24 protein-coding genes and 1 pseudogene are annotated in these 16426 nt (G+C 65.4%); 14 read left to right on the plus strand and 11 right to left on the minus strand.

Going from position 1 to position 16426, the window contains the following annotated elements; translation table 11 throughout:
* Positions 1–155 precede the first annotated feature (155 nt).
* Positions 156–620, plus strand: a complete 465-nt coding sequence (locus BLS91_RS15605) for a hypothetical protein (protein WP_092341684.1) — start codon at positions 156–158, stop codon at positions 618–620.
* An 83-nt stretch (positions 621–703) separates the two neighbouring features.
* Here the strand turns inward: BLS91_RS15605 and BLS91_RS15610 are convergent, their stop codons facing one another.
* The 3 genes from BLS91_RS15610 to BLS91_RS15620 form a co-directional block, all read right to left on the minus strand.
* Positions 704–1990 carry an ATP-binding protein gene (locus BLS91_RS15610; protein ID WP_092341685.1) on the minus strand — a complete coding sequence of 429 codons (1287 nt, stop codon included), beginning with the start codon at positions 1988–1990 and terminating at the stop codon, positions 704–706.
* A 129-nt stretch (positions 1991–2119) separates the two neighbouring features.
* Positions 2120–3076, minus strand: coding sequence for an aldehyde dehydrogenase family protein (locus BLS91_RS15615; RefSeq protein ID WP_241983197.1), 957 nt, complete (start codon positions 3074–3076; stop codon positions 2120–2122).
* Positions 3077–3141: 65 nt separating this feature from the next.
* A complete protein-coding gene (locus BLS91_RS15620; protein ID WP_092341686.1) occupies positions 3142–3384 on the minus strand; it encodes a hypothetical protein in 243 nt (80 codons plus the stop codon).
* Between the two features lie 58 nt (positions 3385–3442).
* Here BLS91_RS15620 and BLS91_RS15625 point away from each other — a divergent pair, with 58 nt between their 5' ends.
* The gene (locus BLS91_RS15625) at positions 3443–3883 is read left to right on the plus strand and encodes a MarR family winged helix-turn-helix transcriptional regulator (protein ID WP_092341687.1); all 441 of its coding nucleotides are present in this window, start codon (positions 3443–3445) and stop codon (positions 3881–3883) included.
* 106 nt (positions 3884–3989) lie between these two features.
* On the opposite strand, the gene ald is transcribed toward BLS91_RS15625, so the two are convergent.
* The gene (gene ald, locus BLS91_RS15630) at positions 3990–5105 is read right to left on the minus strand and encodes an alanine dehydrogenase (protein WP_092341688.1); all 1116 of its coding nucleotides are present in this window, start codon (positions 5103–5105) and stop codon (positions 3990–3992) included.
* Positions 5106–5253: 148 nt separating this feature from the next.
* Here ald and BLS91_RS15635 point away from each other — a divergent pair, with 148 nt between their 5' ends.
* On the plus strand, positions 5254–5739 hold the full coding sequence (locus BLS91_RS15635; RefSeq protein ID WP_092341689.1) for an Lrp/AsnC family transcriptional regulator: 486 nt from the start codon (positions 5254–5256) through the stop codon (positions 5737–5739).
* A 1-nt stretch (position 5740) separates the two neighbouring features.
* On the opposite strand, the gene BLS91_RS15640 is transcribed toward BLS91_RS15635, so the two are convergent.
* From BLS91_RS15640 to BLS91_RS15655, 4 genes are read right to left on the minus strand one after another with little or no spacing between them, the layout of a single operon-like run.
* Complete coding sequence (locus BLS91_RS15640; RefSeq protein ID WP_092341690.1) at positions 5741–6322, minus strand: hypothetical protein; 582 nt, start codon at positions 6320–6322, stop codon at positions 5741–5743.
* 40 nt (positions 6323–6362) lie between these two features.
* Complete coding sequence (locus tag BLS91_RS15645; RefSeq protein WP_092341691.1) at positions 6363–6692, minus strand: hypothetical protein; 330 nt, start codon at positions 6690–6692, stop codon at positions 6363–6365.
* Entirely contained in the window at positions 6692–7339 is a 648-nt protein-coding gene (locus tag BLS91_RS15650; protein ID WP_134505368.1) for an Asp23/Gls24 family envelope stress response protein, read from the minus strand. Before BLS91_RS15650 ends, BLS91_RS15645 begins: the two co-directional genes overlap by 1 nt.
* Positions 7336–7911 (minus strand): RNA polymerase sigma factor, encoded by a 576-nt coding sequence (locus tag BLS91_RS15655; protein ID WP_092341693.1) that lies wholly within the window; start codon positions 7909–7911, stop codon positions 7336–7338. Before BLS91_RS15655 ends, BLS91_RS15650 begins: the two co-directional genes overlap by 4 nt.
* 122 nt (positions 7912–8033) lie before the next feature.
* Here BLS91_RS15655 and BLS91_RS15660 point away from each other — a divergent pair, with 122 nt between their 5' ends.
* The 10 genes and pseudogenes from BLS91_RS15660 to BLS91_RS15700 all read left to right on the plus strand — a co-directional run bounded on the left by BLS91_RS15660 (position 8034) and on the right by BLS91_RS15700 (position 12992).
* Entirely contained in the window at positions 8034–8513 is a 480-nt protein-coding gene (locus BLS91_RS15660) for an Asp23/Gls24 family envelope stress response protein (RefSeq protein WP_092341694.1), read from the plus strand.
* Entirely contained in the window at positions 8510–8704 is a 195-nt protein-coding gene (locus BLS91_RS19720; RefSeq protein ID WP_134505367.1) for a DUF2273 domain-containing protein, read from the plus strand. The genes BLS91_RS15660 and BLS91_RS19720 overlap by 4 nt, the downstream gene beginning before the upstream one ends.
* Positions 8705–8706: 2 nt before the next feature.
* Complete coding sequence (locus tag BLS91_RS15665) at positions 8707–9144, plus strand: hypothetical protein (RefSeq protein WP_134505366.1); 438 nt, start codon at positions 8707–8709, stop codon at positions 9142–9144.
* The gene (locus tag BLS91_RS15670) at positions 9141–9725 is read left to right on the plus strand and encodes a DUF6286 domain-containing protein (RefSeq protein ID WP_092341696.1); all 585 of its coding nucleotides are present in this window, start codon (positions 9141–9143) and stop codon (positions 9723–9725) included. The genes BLS91_RS15665 and BLS91_RS15670 overlap by 4 nt, the downstream gene beginning before the upstream one ends.
* Positions 9722–10327, plus strand: coding sequence for a hypothetical protein (locus tag BLS91_RS15675; RefSeq protein ID WP_092341697.1), 606 nt, complete (start codon positions 9722–9724; stop codon positions 10325–10327). The genes BLS91_RS15670 and BLS91_RS15675 overlap by 4 nt, the downstream gene beginning before the upstream one ends.
* Before the next feature lie 78 nt (positions 10328–10405).
* Positions 10406–10579 (plus strand): annotated as a pseudogene (locus BLS91_RS15680) (CsbD family protein).
* A gap of 83 nt (positions 10580–10662) precedes the next feature.
* Entirely contained in the window at positions 10663–10929 is a 267-nt protein-coding gene (locus tag BLS91_RS15685; protein WP_092341698.1) for a hypothetical protein, read from the plus strand.
* Positions 10913–11329: a phage holin family protein gene (locus BLS91_RS15690; RefSeq protein WP_092341699.1), complete on the plus strand. Its 417-nt coding sequence runs from the start codon at positions 10913–10915 to the stop codon at positions 11327–11329. Before BLS91_RS15685 ends, BLS91_RS15690 begins: the two co-directional genes overlap by 17 nt.
* Complete coding sequence (locus BLS91_RS15695; protein ID WP_092341700.1) at positions 11326–11760, plus strand: DUF3618 domain-containing protein; 435 nt, start codon at positions 11326–11328, stop codon at positions 11758–11760. The genes BLS91_RS15690 and BLS91_RS15695 overlap by 4 nt, the downstream gene beginning before the upstream one ends.
* A gap of 173 nt (positions 11761–11933) precedes the next feature.
* Complete coding sequence (locus tag BLS91_RS15700) at positions 11934–12992, plus strand: YihY/virulence factor BrkB family protein (RefSeq protein ID WP_092341731.1); 1059 nt, start codon at positions 11934–11936, stop codon at positions 12990–12992.
* Between the two features lie 61 nt (positions 12993–13053).
* Here the strand turns inward: BLS91_RS15700 and BLS91_RS15705 are convergent, their stop codons facing one another.
* Positions 13054–13539 (minus strand): hypothetical protein, encoded by a 486-nt coding sequence (locus BLS91_RS15705; protein WP_092341701.1) that lies wholly within the window; start codon positions 13537–13539, stop codon positions 13054–13056.
* 296 nt (positions 13540–13835) lie between these two features.
* Between BLS91_RS15705 and BLS91_RS15710 the strand changes: the two genes are divergently transcribed.
* Positions 13836–15113, plus strand: coding sequence for a hypothetical protein (locus BLS91_RS15710; RefSeq protein WP_092341702.1), 1278 nt, complete (start codon positions 13836–13838; stop codon positions 15111–15113).
* A 98-nt stretch (positions 15114–15211) separates the two neighbouring features.
* Here the strand turns inward: BLS91_RS15710 and BLS91_RS15715 are convergent, their stop codons facing one another.
* Together BLS91_RS15715 and BLS91_RS15720 are read right to left on the minus strand one after the other, a co-directional pair.
* Positions 15212–15730: a CarD family transcriptional regulator gene (locus tag BLS91_RS15715; RefSeq protein WP_092341703.1), complete on the minus strand. Its 519-nt coding sequence runs from the start codon at positions 15728–15730 to the stop codon at positions 15212–15214.
* Between the two features lie 11 nt (positions 15731–15741).
* Positions 15742–16407 carry a TetR/AcrR family transcriptional regulator gene (locus BLS91_RS15720; protein WP_092341704.1) on the minus strand — a complete coding sequence of 222 codons (666 nt, stop codon included), beginning with the start codon at positions 16405–16407 and terminating at the stop codon, positions 15742–15744.
* Between the last annotated feature and the right edge of the window lie 19 nt (positions 16408–16426).

Below are 16426 nucleotides of genomic sequence, written 5' to 3' on the forward strand. Positions count from 1 at the left end.
CGGCCGCGCCACCCGCTGTTCCTGTGAAGATCTCAGGAAGGAGGCCTCTTTCTGGCAGCGACCACGGAGTGTCCTATGCACTGCCGATGAATCGCCCGGGCAGGCCACACGCCTGTCAGTGTTCATGCGGGGAGACACCCCATGGAGAGGTATTTATGACTACGACCGCCACGCGATCCACTGACGAACGGATGCGGCTCGCTGCAGCTCATCCCGACAGCACGACCGCGCGTCTGATCGACCAGCGCCTGCTCACGCGCCGGATCACCGTTGCGCTGTCGCTCGCCGTCATCGGGGCGATTCACATTCTCGACCTTCCGAGCAAATTCGCCGAAACTCCCTACCTCGCCTTCGCGTACATCGGAATCATCATTGCCGCAGCCGTGTTGATCGAACGGGTTCTCATCGTGGGATCGAGAATCGACTTCCTCGCCGCCGCTGCGCTGTCCGCGGCCGTCATCGTCGGCTTTGTCATCAATCGCACGGTCGGCATGCCGATGGCGACGGGCGACATTGGAAACTGGCTGGAACCGCTTGGCCTGTTGTCACTCGCCGTCGAGTTCTTCGCCATCTGGCAGTCGCTCGTGGCCGCGCTGGTCTACCACCGCAAGGCGCGCTGACCATTCGGGCTCACCGTTACGGTGACGCGGTTCCAGCCTGAAAACTGGGCCCGCGTTCGTGAGGTGGGCCCGGGCACGCCCGGCTACAGCCGGGCTAGGCGCTCGATGTCCTCGAGGAACTCGGCGGCAACATCGTCGGACACGGTGCGGCGGGTTTCGGAGATCGCCAGGGCATAGTCGTCGGTGCTCGGGCCGTTGATGACGGGCCCGTCGCCGGAACGATAGAGCGCGTTCTCGAGCGCGTGCTGCGAAGCCCTATGGGCGGCGTACTCGACGTCGGCGGGCGAGAACCCGTCGCTTTTCTCGACCAGAACGGCGAGGTCGACCTCGCCGGACACGCTTTGAGGAATGTACCGCTCCCAGATGGCCTGGCGAGCGGCGACATCCGGCAGGCCGATCGGCACGACATAGTCGAAGCGGCCATGCCGGAGGAAGGCGGAGTCGAGCGCGCGAATGAAGTTGGTCGCACAGACCAACAGGCGACCGGGCTGTTCGCGGAAGGCCGGAATGATCTTGAGCAGCTCGTTGGTGACGCCCTGCATGGCCGACGGCGGTTCGCCGGAGCGCTGGGCGGCGATCTCTTCGACCTCGTCGATGAACACGACCGCGTGTTCGAGCTCGGAGATCTTCAGAAACGTTTCGCGCAGTGCTCCCGCGAGCCCCTGCGGGTCGGCAGCGAGTCGCGACGGGAAGACTTCGATGAACGACCACTCCAGGCGGGAGGCGATCGCCTTGGCGAAGGTGGTCTTTCCGGTGCCGGGAGGGCCGAACAACACGACGGCTTTGGGCGGTGAGACCCCGTATTGCTCGGCGAGTTCGGGCTTGGCCAGCGGCATGACCAACCGGCGCTCGAGCAGTTCCTTCTCGTGCGCCATGCCGCCGACCTTCTGCCAGAGGTCCCGCGGCAACACCCGGCCGCCAAGCTCGGCGAGCAGCTTGAGCTCCTCGCGCTGCACCGGAATGTGCCGTTCGAAGTAGCGCAGGTTCTTCTTCACTTCGAATCCGCGGTTGAGAAAGGCATCCACCTTGGTCTCGGATTCGGGCATGAGCGCCGAGAGTTTGGTCATGCCGTGCGGGGCCATCCGGGCTTCCAGCGCGGCGAGCATGGCCGTGCCGATGCCCTGGCTCTGCCATTTCTCGGCGGTGGCAAGAAAAACGATCCAGCCCTGGGCATGGGCGGCCCGGCCGACGGCGGCACCGACGACCTCATCGCCGTGCACCGCCACGACGGCGTGGTCCTTCTCGCAGGAGGCGAGTACCTCGGAGAGACCGTAGACCGGCTCCGTGTCGGAGGCCTTGAGTTCTTCCCACAGGCGCAGAATGCCGTCCAGGTCGTCGGAGTGAAAATCGCGCAATCGCCAGCCAGTCATCGTGAACCTCGCATTGTTGGTTGTGCTGCCAATCTATTGCACCCACTCAGGCTCGAAACGCGGCAGCGAGAATGCCGGGCAGCCTGCGCACCGACGGGCGCGCGGCGAATTCGGTCAGCAGGCGGGCGGTCAAAGTGCCACTGCGAGCCGACACGAACCACGGCGGCTTCGGCAGCAGAGCCCACTCACCATGCACCACCGAGCGTGGAAACGGCCGAAACGGCCCACGCACGACGGTGCGCTCCAGCGGCCGGGCAGCACGATTATCGGCGAGACTCCGCCGAGCTCACTGCTGATCGGTTTACCCAGGCTGGGAGTTCTTGAGCCGCCGAACACAATCGCATCGTGTGTGGCCGCGCTGCCGGTGATGTGCACATGGCTGATGCCGGGGTGACGGGCGAGGTAGGCGCCCACGTCGGCGCCGCCGGTGACGATGCGCAGCAGTCCCGCGTCGATGAGCGGGGCAAGCGCCGCGCGATAGACGGGCAGCAGACCGTCGAAGGTGGGATTGAGTTTGAGAATCGAGACCCGATTGCGCGCGATCAGCTCGTAGAGCACGTCGAGGGGTGCGATCGAGGAGATATTGCCGGCGCCGAGCACGAGGCCGACGCCATTGCGCGCTGTCGGTGTGAGCTGGCCCAGCCCGGCCTGGGCACGGGCCTGCGCCGCCGAGACGCCCGGTCGAAGCCACGCCCTGGCCGTGAAGCCGTGCAGCAACAGGCCGTCCCACGCGTTGTGCGGAAGCACGGCAACGGTGACCCGGCCGTCGGGCGCCCGCCCGAACGTGCGGCTGGCGAGGGGGCTCCGCCCGGTGGCGAGCGTGCGGAGCGTGCGGCCCAGCGCAGTCTGGGAGGTGAGCACGCCGTAGGGTCCGGTCAGCCATTCCTCGCCGATGAGCGGCGACGAGGGCTCGAGGCCCTTGGCCCGGGCGGCCGCAGCCACCCAGGGCTCGGCCTCCGCCGCAACGGATGCCCCGGTGTGCTCCAGCAGTTCGTCGCGCGCCTCGAGGGTGGTCACCGCCCACCGCTGGCTTCCGTCGGTCAGCTCGGTAATGGCAAGGTCGAGCGCAGCCTGATCTGCCGTCATTGGCCTCCCGTGATTGCGGCCCAGCCTAGTGGGCAAACTGCCGAGGGAGGCTCCGTACGGCGGGGCTAGTGCAGGGCGACCGGGCAGTGCAGCTGCGTGCGCTCACCGGTGCGGTCGATGTCGTGCTGGTCCATCGGCTGGGCGCAGACCGGGCAGCCGCGCACGAGCGCGGGCGCTGCCGGCAGCAGATCGGACCCGCTCGGACCGACCGGCGGCGGCCCGAGAATGGGAAACAGCCGACCGTTGAGCCAAGCCGTGAGTCCGCCAGGTCCCTTGATGCGCGGGTGGGAATCCTTACCGTGTGTCATAACTGTTAGTGTACTAACTAAATGCAGGAAGAACAACCAGCCGGAACGGAACGCCCCCATGACATCGTCAACGCTTGAGAACCCCCTCGCTCTCGACAACCAGGTCTGCTTCGCGCTCGCGATCGCCTCGCGCAACGTCATTGCGCTGTATCGTCCCATACTGGAGCCGCTGGGTCTCACACATCCGCAATATCTGGTGATGCTCGCCCTCTGGGACCAGAGCCCGCGCACGCTCAAGGGCCTCGGCCAGACGCTGTGCCTTGAGCCAGCCACCCTCTCCCCGCTGCTCAAACGCCTGGAAGCGTCGGGCTACGTGCGCCGCCAGCGTCGCGTGGCCGACGAACGCACGCTCGATATCACTCTGACCGAGCGTGGTGTCGACCTGCGTTCGGTGGCCGAATCGATTCCGCCGCGGGTCGTCGAGGCGCTCAACATTCCCCTCGACGACCTGGCGACCCTGCGCGACGCGCTGCACCGAGTGATGGCCGCAACCTCCTGACACGTTCGGGCTAATTTCCTGAATAGGCCCTCAGGACGCATGGACGATACGGGCCGGCATCCGCTGATGGATGTCGGCCCGGGTGACGCGGGTCAGACGACGCGGGTCAGGCGATAGCGTCAGCGACGGTCAGCAGCTCGGCGTGGAAGGCCGAGGCGACGTGCGCGTTGGTGATGCGTCCGTTGTGCACGTTGAGGCCCTTGGCCAGGGCAGCGTCTTCGGCGATGGCCTTCTTCCAGCCCTTCTGGGCCAGGGCGACGACGTAGGGCAGGGTCGCGTTGGTCAGCGCGCGGGTCGACGTGGCTGGCACGGCACCGGGCATATTGGCGACGCAGTAGTAGACGCTGTCGTGCACGGCAAAGGTGGGGTTGTCGTGGGTCGTAGCGTGCGAGCCCTCGAAGCAGCCGCCCTGGTCGATCGCGATGTCCACGAGCACGGAGCCCGGCTTCATCGACGCGACCATGGCGTCGGTGACGAGCTTGGGTGCCTGCGCGCCCGGAATGAGCACGGACCCGATCACGAGGTCGGCCTCGCGCACCTGCTCGGCGATCTCATACTGGGTCGACGCGCGCGTCTGGATCTCGCCATTGAAGCGGGCCTCGAGTTGGCGCAGGCGGGCCAGCGACAGGTCGATGATGGTCACGTCGGCGCCCATGCCGAGGGCGTTGGCCGCGGCGTGCTCGCCCGCGACACCGCCGCCGATCACGACGACCTTGGCCTTGGGGGTTCCGGGAACACCGCCGAGCAGGATTCCGCTGCCGCCGTTGGCGCTCAGCAGGTGGTACGCGCCGACCTGCACGGACAGGCGGCCGGCGACCTCGCTCATCGGCGAGAGCAGCGGCAGGCTGCGGTCGGGTAACTGCACGGTCTCGTACGCGATCGCGGTCGTGCCCGACTTGATCAGCGCGTCGGTGCACTCAGCGGATGCCGCGAGGTGCAGATAGGTGAACAGCACCTGGCCCTGACGCATCAGCGGGTATTCGCTAGCAATGGGCTCCTTGACCTTCAGGAGCAGTTCGGCCGCGGCCCACACTTCGGCGGCGGTGTCGACAATGGATGCCCCGGCGAGGCGAAAAGCATCATCGGTGATGCTCGAGCCCAGTCCGGCGCCCTTCTCGATGATGACGTCGTGGCCGCGACGGGTGAGCTCGTTGACGCCGGCCGGGGTGATCGCAACGCGGTTCTCGTTGTTCTTGATCTCAGTGGGAATGCCGACCAACATAAGTGCTCCGTCTCGGTTACTTCTGCCGAACGACTCGGCTTTGATAGAGGTAAGACTGCTATTGATTCGTTCCCGCTAGGTAAAATCCGTAGAATCTGCCAGACTTCAAGAATATTCCACGAAATATGCGGCTAGTTGGAGATGTGCGATGGCAGAAACGAAGAGGATTCGGGTCACCGAGACCCTCGACGAAATCGACCGCATTCTGGTCGCGGCACTGCAGGCCGATTCCCGCACCACCAACAGCCGGCTCGCCAGCGCCGCCGGCATCGCCGAGTCCACCTGTGTGTCCCGGGTGCGTTCCCTGGTCAGCCGCGGAATCGTCACCGGCTTCACGGCCATGGTCGACCCGAAGTCGATCGGTCTCGGCCTGCAGGCGCTCATCAGTGTGAGCATTCGCGCGGGCGCCCGCACCCACATTCCCGCGTTTCGCGATTCGATTCGGGTGATGCCCCGCGTGGTGCAGCTGTTTTTCCTCGGCGGCTCCGAGGACTTTATCATTCACCTGTCGGCACGGGACACCGACGATGTGCGCGATTTCGTGCTGGAGAACCTCTCCGCCAACCCCGCAGTCGCCTCCACCAGAACGAGCATGGTGTTCGAGCACTTCTACAACGGAGTCGCGCCAGAGTAGTTCAGGCGCGCCAGTAGCCGACCTTGCCGAGCAACTGCACCTCGCGATTCGCGCCCTCCGGCACCGCCACCTCGGGCGGAAAAACGCCGAAACCCCGCCACATTTCGATGTCGGGCGCGATCTGCTCCCAGAGGTTTTCGACCAGCACGTCGGGCAGCGAGTAGTCGAGACCGATGTGCTTGGCGATGCTCCAGGCCTGGAAGGCCCGGTAGAGGGCGGTGTGCTGCAGAGCTTCGCCGAGAGAATAGTCGCCGTAGCTCAGGTGTACGACCTTGTCGGGGTCGAGGTCGCCGTTGGCTACTTTCGTCGCCGATTCTTTGAGGCGGTCGTAATTGCCGATCGGATCGTCACCGAGCAGGTCGCCCTTATAGGTGTCGCCGACCTCCTCGATCGTGCGGCCTTCCAGCACCGCGGGCAGCCAGGCTTCGTCCTCGGCGTGCAAGGCGAGCATGTCGCGCAGCGTCGGATTCGACTTGCGTGACCACTCGGCCGGTGCCGGCAGGTCGAGCTGCGCGGGAGTGATCTGGTCTACGACGGAGCGCAGCGCGGCATCCGCTTGAAGGAACATCTCTCTCTGCTTCATCGGGGCAAGCTAGCACGGCTGACCCCGATCGGCTAGACGCTCAACCGATCCGGGCCACGATTACGGCGATCTGCGCGACCGTCGGGTTGCCCACCTGCCGCAGGTGCTCGGCGATGGCGTCGTGTACCCGCCCACTGACATCAGCCGAGGACTCGGCGGCCCCAATGCCGATCTTCGCCGTGACCCGCACGCCATCGGACTGCGCAACCGTGTACACCAGCGGCGCGGCGGGCGCGTGGTGTGCCACCGCATCGAGGGCGGTGGTGAGTACTGTGGCCACGATCGACCGAGCCGGGTACAGCGCGTCGACCCCCGGAACCTGGCGTACCAGCGCGTCAAGCTGGTCGGTGAACGGAATAACCGTGGTCATCAGTGCTCCTTTTCTTGAGCGGATGCATCGGGCAGGGGCTGCAGGTCACTCACCGTGATGTCGATGGCCGTCACGACAAGTTCCGTGTATTTGCCGAGCGCGGCGTACATCGCATGGCGCAGTTGATCGGCGAGCAGCGGAATTTTCTCCCCCGGGAATACGGTCACATCGACCTCGATGACGATCGGCGTGCCGGGTACGTTGACGTCGCCGACCAGCACACACCGGCCTACGAACACGTTCTGCATACGGTCGCCGGACTCTCGCAGAATGCCGCGCACGGCGCCTTCCGTCACGACCAGCCGCGCGGTCGGGACAGGATGGGTCAGCGGAATATCCCGGCCGGCGTGAGCTTCCAGGGTGATGTTGTCGAGAATGGCCGACACCCAGCTGTCGTCCCGCCGCGATTCACGTTCGAGGTCTAGCTTGAGCAGTAGCCGTTGGGCCCGGCGCAAGCGTTCGAGACCACGCAGGGCAATCTCACACTCCGGCGAATCGTCGATACTCGGGTCGGCTGGCGTTCGGTCGCGATCCAAGTAGTCGCTGAGCTGCTCGATGGTCTGGCCGTTGAGCCCGGCCTGTTCCCGCTCGGTATCACCGAGGTCGAATGCGAGGAAGCGCCTGTTTGCCGGCGTCAGTTCGGTCATCGCCATTCCTCCATCTCGCGAAGCAGGGTTTTTCGGGCACGGGCCAGCAATCCGCGCACGGTCGAGAGCGGCAGGCCCAACTCGGCCGCGATATCACCGTAGCTGTACTCGGCGAGTTCCCGCAGAGTCCAGCAGCGGCGCTGGTCTTCGGGGAGGGTGGCCAGCACTCGGGCGAGAGCCTCGGTCTGCGATTCGGTCTCGGCGAGAACGTGCGGGGCGTGCTCGTCGGGCGCCGGGACATCCGCGTCGTCGATGTTGACGTGCTGACGGCGCGCGCGCACCCGATCGATGCTCTTGCGGCTAACGATGCGCATCAGCCAGCTCTTCACCGCGCTGCCGTCCTCGAGCGTGCCGAGCTGCTGCCAGGCCGTGATGAACGCCTCCTGCACCACGTCATCGGTCTCGTCGTTGGAGCCGAGCACCCGCGTCGCGTAGACCCGCATGAGCGGGCCGTACCGCCGTACCAGCACCTCGAAGGCCCGCAGGTCGCCGTCGGCGGCTCGGTCGGCAAGCATCTGATCCGACGCTGATGCGAGCGGCGACGCGACCTGCTCACGCAGAGAGCCGGGCATTGTCCCTCCTCTGAGGCTAAATATTTCTCATCTTCGCGTGACGAATATGTCACAAGTTTCGTCCTACAGGTAATAATCCGCTTTCGGTCTGATCCGACGGCCCGACATGAAGGAGCAACATCATGGACCTCATCGACACCAACGGCAACGCCTCCGCCAGCAAGTCTCCCCGCAGCAGTGCGCCGACCGGCACAGCTCTAGCCGGCGAGCCGCTCACCGGCACGGGAAAGACCGTGATCAATGATGGAGTCGTGGCCAAGGTCGCTGGAATCGCCGCGCGCGAGGTCACCGGCGTGCACGCCCTCGGTGGCGGTGCGGCCCGAGCCCTCGGCGCAATTCGTGAGGCGATGAACAACACCGACGTGAGCCAGGGCATCTCGGTGGAGGTGGGCGAAACGCAAGTCGCCGTAGACGTGACGATCGTCGCCGAGTACCCCGTGCAGCTGCAGCAGGTGGCCAACGACATTCGCTCGAGTGTCATTCGGGCCATTGAAGACCTGGTCGGACTCGAAGTTACCGAGGTCAACGTGACGATCGTCGATATTAACCTGCCCAGCGACGACGCCGCCGACGCTGAGCCGAGCAAAGCCGCACTGCGGTGACTAGCGCAACCCGAACAGGAATGCTGGTCGGTGCGGTTCTCGCGCTAACCTGGGTGATTCTGGGCTTTTGGGTATTTCTGTTCGTGGGCCTGGCGATACTGGTCGGCGCGCTCCTTGGCCGCGTGGTTGACGGCCGTCTCGACGTGAGCTCACTGATCGGAGCCTTTCAGGGAAAGCGCTCATCGTCGTGAGCGTGACGACAGACTCCCCGGGCTGGTTTCTCGGCGAAGGTATCCCCAGTGACACTCCCATGGAACCAGCGAATGCCGCACTGCCGGCGGCCACAAGCCGTGGTCGAACCCGCATCGTGCCGCGGGCGTTGCGGCAGATCGTGTCCATGGTTACTGCGGAGTCGCTCGGCGTGACGCCCAATCAGGTCGGCGTCGAACTCGGCGACGACCATGGGATGCTCGCGCTCACGGTCAGCACCTCAATCCGCGTGGTTTCCCTGCAGCGTGTCACGAGCGAAGCGGCCCTCATCACTCGTACCGGGGGAACCATCCTGGCTCGATCCGCGCAATCGCAGACCGACATTCGACGCCGCGTCGGCGAGCTCACCGGTGCCGACATCGGTCGGGTTACCGTGCGTGTGAACGGGACGGATGTCGCTCGCGAACGGCGCGTGCGATGAGTGCGTCGACATCGGCTACTTACGGGCGCATCCGTCGTCGCGAACTGCACTCGCCGCGGGCTGCCGCAGCCATCTCAGCGGCGATCGTGGTCATCCTGCTGTGCGCCTGGCTAGGCACGGAGATCGTGCTGCGGCTGACAGATCAGCCAGCGCTGCTGACGGCGCCGGCCGATCTGGCCGACGGCGTGGCGTCCGCGTCGAGCGCACCCCTGCCACTGCTCATCGGAACCGCCGTCGGCTGCGCGCTGGTCGGCCTCGTCTTGCTGGTCCTGGCACTCTCGCCCGGACGCAGGGCCCGGCACGTGATGGTTTCCGAGCGGGCGGTGACCATCGTCGATGACGAGGTCATCGCATCCGCTCTCGCGGGGCGCGCCGCTCGCACGGGCGGGATCGATCCGGACAACACCCGTGTGAATATCTCGCGCCGCCTCGCCACGGTGCACCTGGTGCCCGCCTCGGGCCAGGCCGTGCACCGCGACACTGTACTCACGGCGGTGCGCGATCAGCTCGACGGGCTGCAGTTGCGCCCGGCGTTACAGACGCGGGTCGTGGTGGCCGTCGGCGGAAAGGTCGGAGCGTGAACAACACCAATCGAGCGCTCAACCGCAGCCTTCTACTCCTGACCGGCCTGCTGCTGCTCGCCGTGGCCGGCCTGCTCGGTCTGCTCGCGTCCCAGACCGCTGTGCAGGATGCCTGGCGCGCCATTTCCGACGCCACCCGTGCGAACGTCGCCAGCTGGCTCCAGGCCACGCCGCTGGGTACAAGCACGCACAGCTGGCTCTGGATCGTCGCCCTCGCTCTGCTGCTGGCGGTCGTGGGCCTGCTGCTTCGTTTCATACTGCGGCAGGGCGGCGGCCACTCCGGCCGGTTGGTCAGCGAGCAGACAACCGATTGGGGCGCCACCCAGGTCGATTCCGCCGTCGCCGAGCAGTCACTGCAACAAGCGCTCGGTGAGCACCCCGAATTTCTGTCAACGCGCGTCTCCACCTACCAGGTGGTGGGAGAGGCAGTGCTCAAGGTCTCGGTGACCTGTCGCCGCGGCACGTCCCCGACCGACGTCGTGCGCATCGTCGAACAGTCCCTTATCGCCCTCGACGAGCTGCTCGGGCTGCGCATCCCGGCACTGCTGCAGATCAGCGGCGGCTTTCGGGTGCGCACCAGTCGCAGCACCCGCATCCGCTGATCGGCGATCCCCCAACTCGCGTTCGGCGCACCCCGCACCGAACGTTCCCCGGAAACACCACACGAAAGAGAGAACACCATGAGTGCAGCCGACAAGATCAAGAACGCCGCGTAGGACCTCAAGGGCAAGGCCACCGAGGCCGTCGGCAAGGCCACCAACGACGACGCCAAGGTCGCCCAAGGCCGTGCCGACCAGACTGCCGCGAGCGCTAAGAAGGTTGGTGAAGACGTCAAGGACGACTTCAAAGACTAGCCCTATCCGGTGCGGATACGTCTTCACCCGCGAAGGACGCCGCTTCGCACACCGCGAACGTCGCCGCCGATCAGGCCGCGAACGTGGGCGACACCGCCGCGCACGCAGCCAGTGAAGTCGCCGACGTCACGAAGGATGAAGTCGGAAAAGTCGCCGCCGAGACCAAGAAACAGACGAAGGACCTGCTCACGGATGCCCGCAGCCAACTTACGGAGCAGGCCGGCGAACAGCAGGCGAGAGTTGCTGAAGGCCTGCGCTCGATCAGCGACGAACTGACCCAGATGGCCAGCCGGGTCTCCTCGGTGACGACCTCGATCTGGCGGTTCGGGAACGATGACCGACCTGCATAGTCCGTCAGAGCAAAAAGCGGCGGAAACGTCGCTGGGAGATCTGCTGGGAGAAGTCACACGTGATCTCTCTACGCTCATGCGTCAGGAACTCGAACTGGCCAAGGCCGAGCTTCGCCAAACGGCCACCCGGGCCGGTAAAGGTGCCGGAATGCTGGGTGGAGCCGGCTACGCCGCCATCATGGCTGTTCTATTCCTGTCGATCGCACTCTGGTGGGCTCTTGGCTACCTGGTCGGTAACGGCTGGTCCGGGCTTCTCGTGGCCGGCCTCTGGGCGATCATCGGGCTCGTACTGTTCCTGATCGGCCGCAAGGAATTGAAAGCAGTCAAGGGTGCGCCGCGCACCGTTAATTCCCTTAAGAAAATTCCCGACATACTGAAACGAAATGAGGAAAACCGATGACCGACACCGACCGAACCCCCGATCAGATCCGGTCTGATATTGAGCGCACCCGGCGGGAGCTCGGCGGCGATGTCGACGCCCTCGCCGACAAAGTGACACCGTCCAAAATCATTCAGCGCCAGACCGACAAAGTGAAGTCCGCCTTCGGTTCAGTATCGGAACGCGTCATGGGCGCGGCCACGCAGACCGGCGATGCTGTGTCTTCGGCGACCCACACCATCGGTGATCTGCCGCACCAGGCCGCGAACAAGGCCAAGGGAAACCCTATGGCCGTCGAACTCATCGCGTTCGGTATCGGCTGGCTGGCCGCGTCACTGGTTCCGGCCAGCGATGTGAAGGATGAAGCTGCGTCGGCGAAGGAAACGGTTACCGAGACGGCACATGATGACGCCGCGACTGCGAAGCACAAGAGCGACTCCGATCTCTACTGATTGACGATACTGAGTCATCAAACGGAGGCTGCGGCTCGCCCGAGCCGCAGCATCCGTTATAGGAATCGACACTTTCTGGCAGCCAACCCAGCGCCAGATCAGTGAGAACGCAGTACATTTTCAGCGCCGGGATCGCGACCCCCGGCCTCACTCGACCCGAGCAGGAGATTTTCATGGTGGACGAAGGCCAGAGCCAGGACCTCGCCGACGCGCCAGCGCCCGACGACGCCCGCAAGCCCGACTCGCCGACCGACGTCACGAAGACGTCGTGGAAGTACGTCGTCAAACGCACGCTGGGTGAATTCGGCACCGATCAGTGCACCGATATCGCGGCGTCGCTCACCTACTACGCCGTGCTGTCGCTCTTTCCGGCGCTGATCGCCCTGGTTTCGCTGCTCGGGGTTTTCGGGCAGGGCAAGCAGTCGGCCGATACCCTGCTGACGATTCTCGCCTCGGTCGCTCCCGGCGATGCCCTCGATGTCATTCGCGGGCCGATCGAACAGTTCAGCACGTCGCCGTCGGCCGGGTTCGCGCTGGTGGCGGGAATCGCGGTCGCGATCTGGTCGGCATCCGGTTATGTGGGTGCTTTCAGCCGGGCTATGAACCGCATCTACGAGATCGACGAGGGTCGGTCATTCTTGAAGCTCAAGCCCACCCAGCTGCTCGTGACCGTGATCGGGATCGCCCTGCTGCTCGTCGTCGTGCTGATCCTGGCCATTTCGGGACCCATAACGGATGCCGTGGGCGCGGCCCTCGGCCTCGGCCAGACCGTGCAGGTGGTCTGGTCCATTGCCAAGTGGCCGGTGCTCGCGGCGGCCGTCGTGTTGCTGATCGCGGTGCTGTACTACTTCACGCCGAACGTGCGGCAGCCGAAGTTTCGCTGGATGTCGCTCGGCGCGCTCGTGGCCCTGGTGGCTATCGTCGTTGCCTCGCTGGGGTTCGGGTTCTACGTCACGACGTTCTCGAACTACGCCAAGACCTACGGTTCGCTGGCCGGCATCGTGATCTTTCTGCTCTGGCTCTGGCTGACCAACCTCGCCCTGCTGTTCGGGGCTGAATTCGACGCCGAACTCGAACGCGGGCGCCAGCTGCAGGCGGGAATTACCGCCGAACAGAACATTCAGCTGCCGCCGCGCGGCACGAAGAAGAGCCAAAAGGCCGCCCTGAAGGAGATGCAGACCGTCGCCGACGGCCGGCGCATCCGCAAGGCGAACGCCGCCCCGCAAGACTAGGAGAAGGGAGACCCCCGACGCTTCTCCATTCAACTTCACCACGCTCGCAAACTCCGGCGTTCTACGGACGCCTGGCCGTGATGGTGACGCGAGTGGATGCCATGTGCAACTCGACACTGATGGTCGCCTCCGCCCCCTCGAAATCACCGGTCGATACATAGACGAAGCGCAAGGGTACGCAGCCGGGAAGAAGAGTTTCTGTGGGCACGGAGGTCCACGCCCGGTCTCGGGCGTCGGTCGTCGCCAACAAGGTGGCGCCGGTGTAGACCTCGATGGTACCGGTGGGCTCGACAGCGTCCAGAGTGATAGTGAAGCCCATCCGGAGACCCACCCGCGCCTGGCTCGGAAACTGCTCGGTCACCGTCATTGTGGTCGCGCTTCCCTGCAGCGACTCCATGGCGAACGCCGGCGTGCCCAGAGTGGATCCGAGCGCGAGTACGATCAATAGCCCTGTGCGGCGCATCACCGGGGTGACGGCGCGCAGAGACTGGGCGTAGCGCGAGCCCTGGCTGGCGGGGCGGGCGTGGGCATCCGGTTGTCTGATCATGGTCGGCGGACGGTCCGGACCGGACACATTCATGTGGAACCACTTTCAGAAAGAATCCGCCCATGGTCGAATGCGGCTGTGGGCACTATGACGACGGATGCCGGCGCAGAGAAGACGACAATTCAACTCTGTGCGGTTCGCTGATCTGTACACTAACGAGCATGTGTGCCGCATGATATACCCTTGTTATGGTTAGTAGATACCTTTGCCACCACCGCATCACGACGTGTTCAGAGACTGGTTGGATAGGAAAGAGTGTCCGACCGCGGACACTGTCAACGATTCAGGGGGCACGAGTGCGACTGCTCTACGCGCTGCTCCTTTCCGGCATCATCCTGACCGTGGGGCTCTCGGTGGCGCTGCCCGATGCGACACTCGTCGCCGGCGGGTTCACCATCGCTGCCGCGGCGGTGGGGCTAACGCTGGTCAACCGCACCCAGCGCATCATTGCGGGGGTGCTGATCGGTGTGGGGATCGCATCCGTTGTGGTCGGTCTGGTTTTGGGCGGACAGATCGTGGGCCGCGACCTGTTCCTGGTCAACCAGGACCTGATCGGCATGCTCGCCGCTGTGTCGTTTCTGCGACTGGTCACACCGACCTCGCCGATCACCCGCACCCGGCTGCACGGCCGACTCGCCGTCGTGCGCACCGCACTGGCCACGCACGCGCTCGGCGCGATCATCAACATCGGTGCGGTCGGCATTGTCGGCGACCACCTGCGCGGTCGCTCCAGCCTGCGGCTCGCCGATGCGGCGCTGATCTCCCGGGCCTACTCGACCGCTGCGTACTGGTCGCCGTTCTGGGCGGCCGCCGCGGCAGCGACCACGCTCGTTCCCGGCGCGAATTCACTGGTGCTGGTGCTGGTGGGGCTGGGGCTCGCGCTCGTCACCATCGGCCTGAGCGTCTGGGACATCTTCCACCTCTTCGGCCGCGAACTGCCCGCGTACACCGGCTATACGCTCAGCTGGGAGCTCATTCGCGTGCCGCTCGCCCTCGTGGCCCTGGTGGTGCTGGCGCACCAGCTGGTTCCCACGGTTCCGGTGCCGCGGATCGTGCTGCTCGCCGGCCTCGGCGTCACCCTGATCGGCTTGCTGATCATGAACGGGCGTGGCGCCCTGCGCGCGCTGGCGCGCCACGCCCGGCACGACCTGCCGCAGCTGCGCGGTGAGGTCACGCTGTTCGCCTCCGCCGGGGTGCTCGCCGTCGGCCTGCGGATGCTGTTTCCCCTGTTCGACCTGCAGCTGCCGGTGACCGAGTTCACCGTTCCCGTGGCCTGGGCCATGATGCTCGCGATGATTCTGTGCGCGATCGTGGGGGTGCACCCGGTGGTGTCGGTTGCGATCGTCGCGGCGCTCGTGCAGCCCCTGTCGCCCGACCCCACTTTGTTCGTGCTGGCCGCGTGCATCGGCTGGGGAGTGTCGACCGCGGTCGGCCCAGTCACCGGATTGACCATGCTGCTTAGTGCGCGGTACGGTATCGACAGCATCACCCTCACACGGCGCAACCTGGTCTACCTGGCCGCCGTGCTCGTTGCTTCCTGGCCAGCATTGCTGCTCTGCGCCGCACTGGTCTAGCGTTTGGCGCACGACCGCGCCCGATACGGGTGCGCGCTACGACCGTTACCGTAGCGCCCACCAGGATCGGGCGCGGTCAAGCGGATGCGAAAGGCAGGCTAGACGGAGACCTCGACGGGCTCGTCGCTGACGACGTAGTTCTGAATCTCGATGAGCAGCAGGTCGCCGGCTTCCTGGTCGGTCAGGCCCTGGGCCAGAGCAAGTTCGGAGACGAGGATCTGGCGGGCCTTTTCAAGCATCCGCTTTTCGCCGGCGGAGACACCCTTGTCCTGGTCGCGACGCCACAGGTCGCGTACGACCTCGCTCACCCGGTAGACGCTGCCGCTGGCCATCTTCTCCTGGTTGGCCTTGTAGCGGCGTGACCAGTTGCCCGGCTCCTCGGTGAAGGCGTTCTGCAGAATTTCGTAGACGGCGCTTACGCCGGCGGCGTCGATGACGTCGCGCACGCCGACGAGCTCGACGTTGTCGACCGGCAGCTGAATGGTCAGCGCGCTGGTGTGCACGTTGAGGGTCATGAACTGCTTCTCGACGCCCTTGATGGTGCGGGTCGCGAGGGCCGTGATGGTGACCGCTCCGTGGTGCGGGTAGACCAGGGTTTCGCCGATTTCAATCTTCATAGAATGCGCCTTCAGTGTTGTGTGGGTGATGCAACGCGAACGGGCGTTGCGCTTGAGGTTTCGGGTTCGAGCAGCCAGCCGGGCAGCAGGGCCACGAGCTGGTCGACGAGTTCGTCGTCGGAGACGTCGAGGTGACCGCGCATCCAGGCGCCGATCAGGGTGAGCGCTCCGCCGGCGACATAGGTCGTGACCAGTTCGGCGTTGACGGCGTCGTCGAAAACAAGCACCGACTCGAGCATGCGGGTGGCGTAGGCCTCGATGATCTGGTCGTGCGCGCTGCGCGTCAACGGCAGTTCGAGCACGCTCGCGTACAGGGGAAAATTCTCGACCATATGGGCGACGAGTCGGGCATAGCCGAGGCGTGACGCGTTCTCGCCGGTGCGCGGCCGCGGCAGATCGAGCCCGGCCGAGCCGATGTCGGCGAACTGCGCCTGCAGCAGTTCGGCGGCGAGCACGTCGAGGCTGTTGAAGTGCGCATAGAAGGAGCTGCGGCTGATCCCGGCCAGGCGCACGATCTCGGCCACCGAAACGGATGCCGCCGGCTGAGCGATCAGCGTGCGGATCGCCGTGAGAATGAGTTGCCGGGTGCGTTCAGCGCGCGGGTCGTGCTTCGACTCGTCTGGCTGCAGAATTGGCTGCACTGCCGCCTGCGGGGCGGGCGCAGTCAACGAAGTCATTCAAGTATACTAACACTTT

It is taken from the genome of Cryobacterium flavum (assembly GCF_900103805.1).
GTDB classification, from domain to species: domain Bacteria; phylum Actinomycetota; class Actinomycetes; order Actinomycetales; family Microbacteriaceae; genus Cryobacterium; species Cryobacterium flavum.

What these genes read in the sequence shown, in the direction of transcription:
- BLS91_RS15605 (WP_092341684.1), top strand. Translation starts at nt 156, where the DNA reads ATGACTACGACCGCCACGCGATCCACTGACGAACGGATGCGGCTCGCT.
- BLS91_RS15610 (WP_092341685.1), bottom strand. Translation starts at nt 1,990, where the DNA reads ATGACTGGCTGGCGATTGCGCGATTTTCACTCCGACGACCTGGACGGC.
- BLS91_RS15615 (WP_241983197.1), bottom strand. Translation starts at nt 3,076, where the DNA reads ATGACGGCAGATCAGGCTGCGCTCGACCTTGCCATTACCGAGCTGACC.
- BLS91_RS15620 (WP_092341686.1), bottom strand. Translation starts at nt 3,384, where the DNA reads ATGACACACGGTAAGGATTCCCACCCGCGCATCAAGGGACCTGGCGGA.
- BLS91_RS15625 (WP_092341687.1), top strand. Translation starts at nt 3,443, where the DNA reads ATGACATCGTCAACGCTTGAGAACCCCCTCGCTCTCGACAACCAGGTC.
- ald (WP_092341688.1), bottom strand. Translation starts at nt 5,105, where the DNA reads ATGTTGGTCGGCATTCCCACTGAGATCAAGAACAACGAGAACCGCGTT.
- BLS91_RS15635 (WP_092341689.1), top strand. Translation starts at nt 5,254, where the DNA reads ATGGCAGAAACGAAGAGGATTCGGGTCACCGAGACCCTCGACGAAATC.
- BLS91_RS15640 (WP_092341690.1), bottom strand. Translation starts at nt 6,322, where the DNA reads ATGAAGCAGAGAGAGATGTTCCTTCAAGCGGATGCCGCGCTGCGCTCC.
- BLS91_RS15645 (WP_092341691.1), bottom strand. Translation starts at nt 6,692, where the DNA reads ATGACCACGGTTATTCCGTTCACCGACCAGCTTGACGCGCTGGTACGC.
- BLS91_RS15650 (WP_134505368.1), bottom strand. Translation starts at nt 7,339, where the DNA reads ATGACCGAACTGACGCCGGCAAACAGGCGCTTCCTCGCATTCGACCTC.
- BLS91_RS15655 (WP_092341693.1), bottom strand. Translation starts at nt 7,911, where the DNA reads ATGCCCGGCTCTCTGCGTGAGCAGGTCGCGTCGCCGCTCGCATCAGCG.
- BLS91_RS15660 (WP_092341694.1), top strand. Translation starts at nt 8,034, where the DNA reads ATGGACCTCATCGACACCAACGGCAACGCCTCCGCCAGCAAGTCTCCC.
- BLS91_RS15670 (WP_092341696.1), top strand. Translation starts at nt 9,141, where the DNA reads ATGAGTGCGTCGACATCGGCTACTTACGGGCGCATCCGTCGTCGCGAA.
- BLS91_RS15690 (WP_092341699.1), top strand. Translation starts at nt 10,913, where the DNA reads ATGACCGACCTGCATAGTCCGTCAGAGCAAAAAGCGGCGGAAACGTCG.
- BLS91_RS15695 (WP_092341700.1), top strand. Translation starts at nt 11,326, where the DNA reads ATGACCGACACCGACCGAACCCCCGATCAGATCCGGTCTGATATTGAG.
- BLS91_RS15700 (WP_092341731.1), top strand. Translation starts at nt 11,934, where the DNA reads ATGGTGGACGAAGGCCAGAGCCAGGACCTCGCCGACGCGCCAGCGCCC.
- BLS91_RS15705 (WP_092341701.1), bottom strand. Translation starts at nt 13,539, where the DNA reads ATGATCAGACAACCGGATGCCCACGCCCGCCCCGCCAGCCAGGGCTCG.
- BLS91_RS15715 (WP_092341703.1), bottom strand. Translation starts at nt 15,730, where the DNA reads ATGAAGATTGAAATCGGCGAAACCCTGGTCTACCCGCACCACGGAGCG.
- BLS91_RS15720 (WP_092341704.1), bottom strand. Translation starts at nt 16,407, where the DNA reads ATGACTTCGTTGACTGCGCCCGCCCCGCAGGCGGCAGTGCAGCCAATT.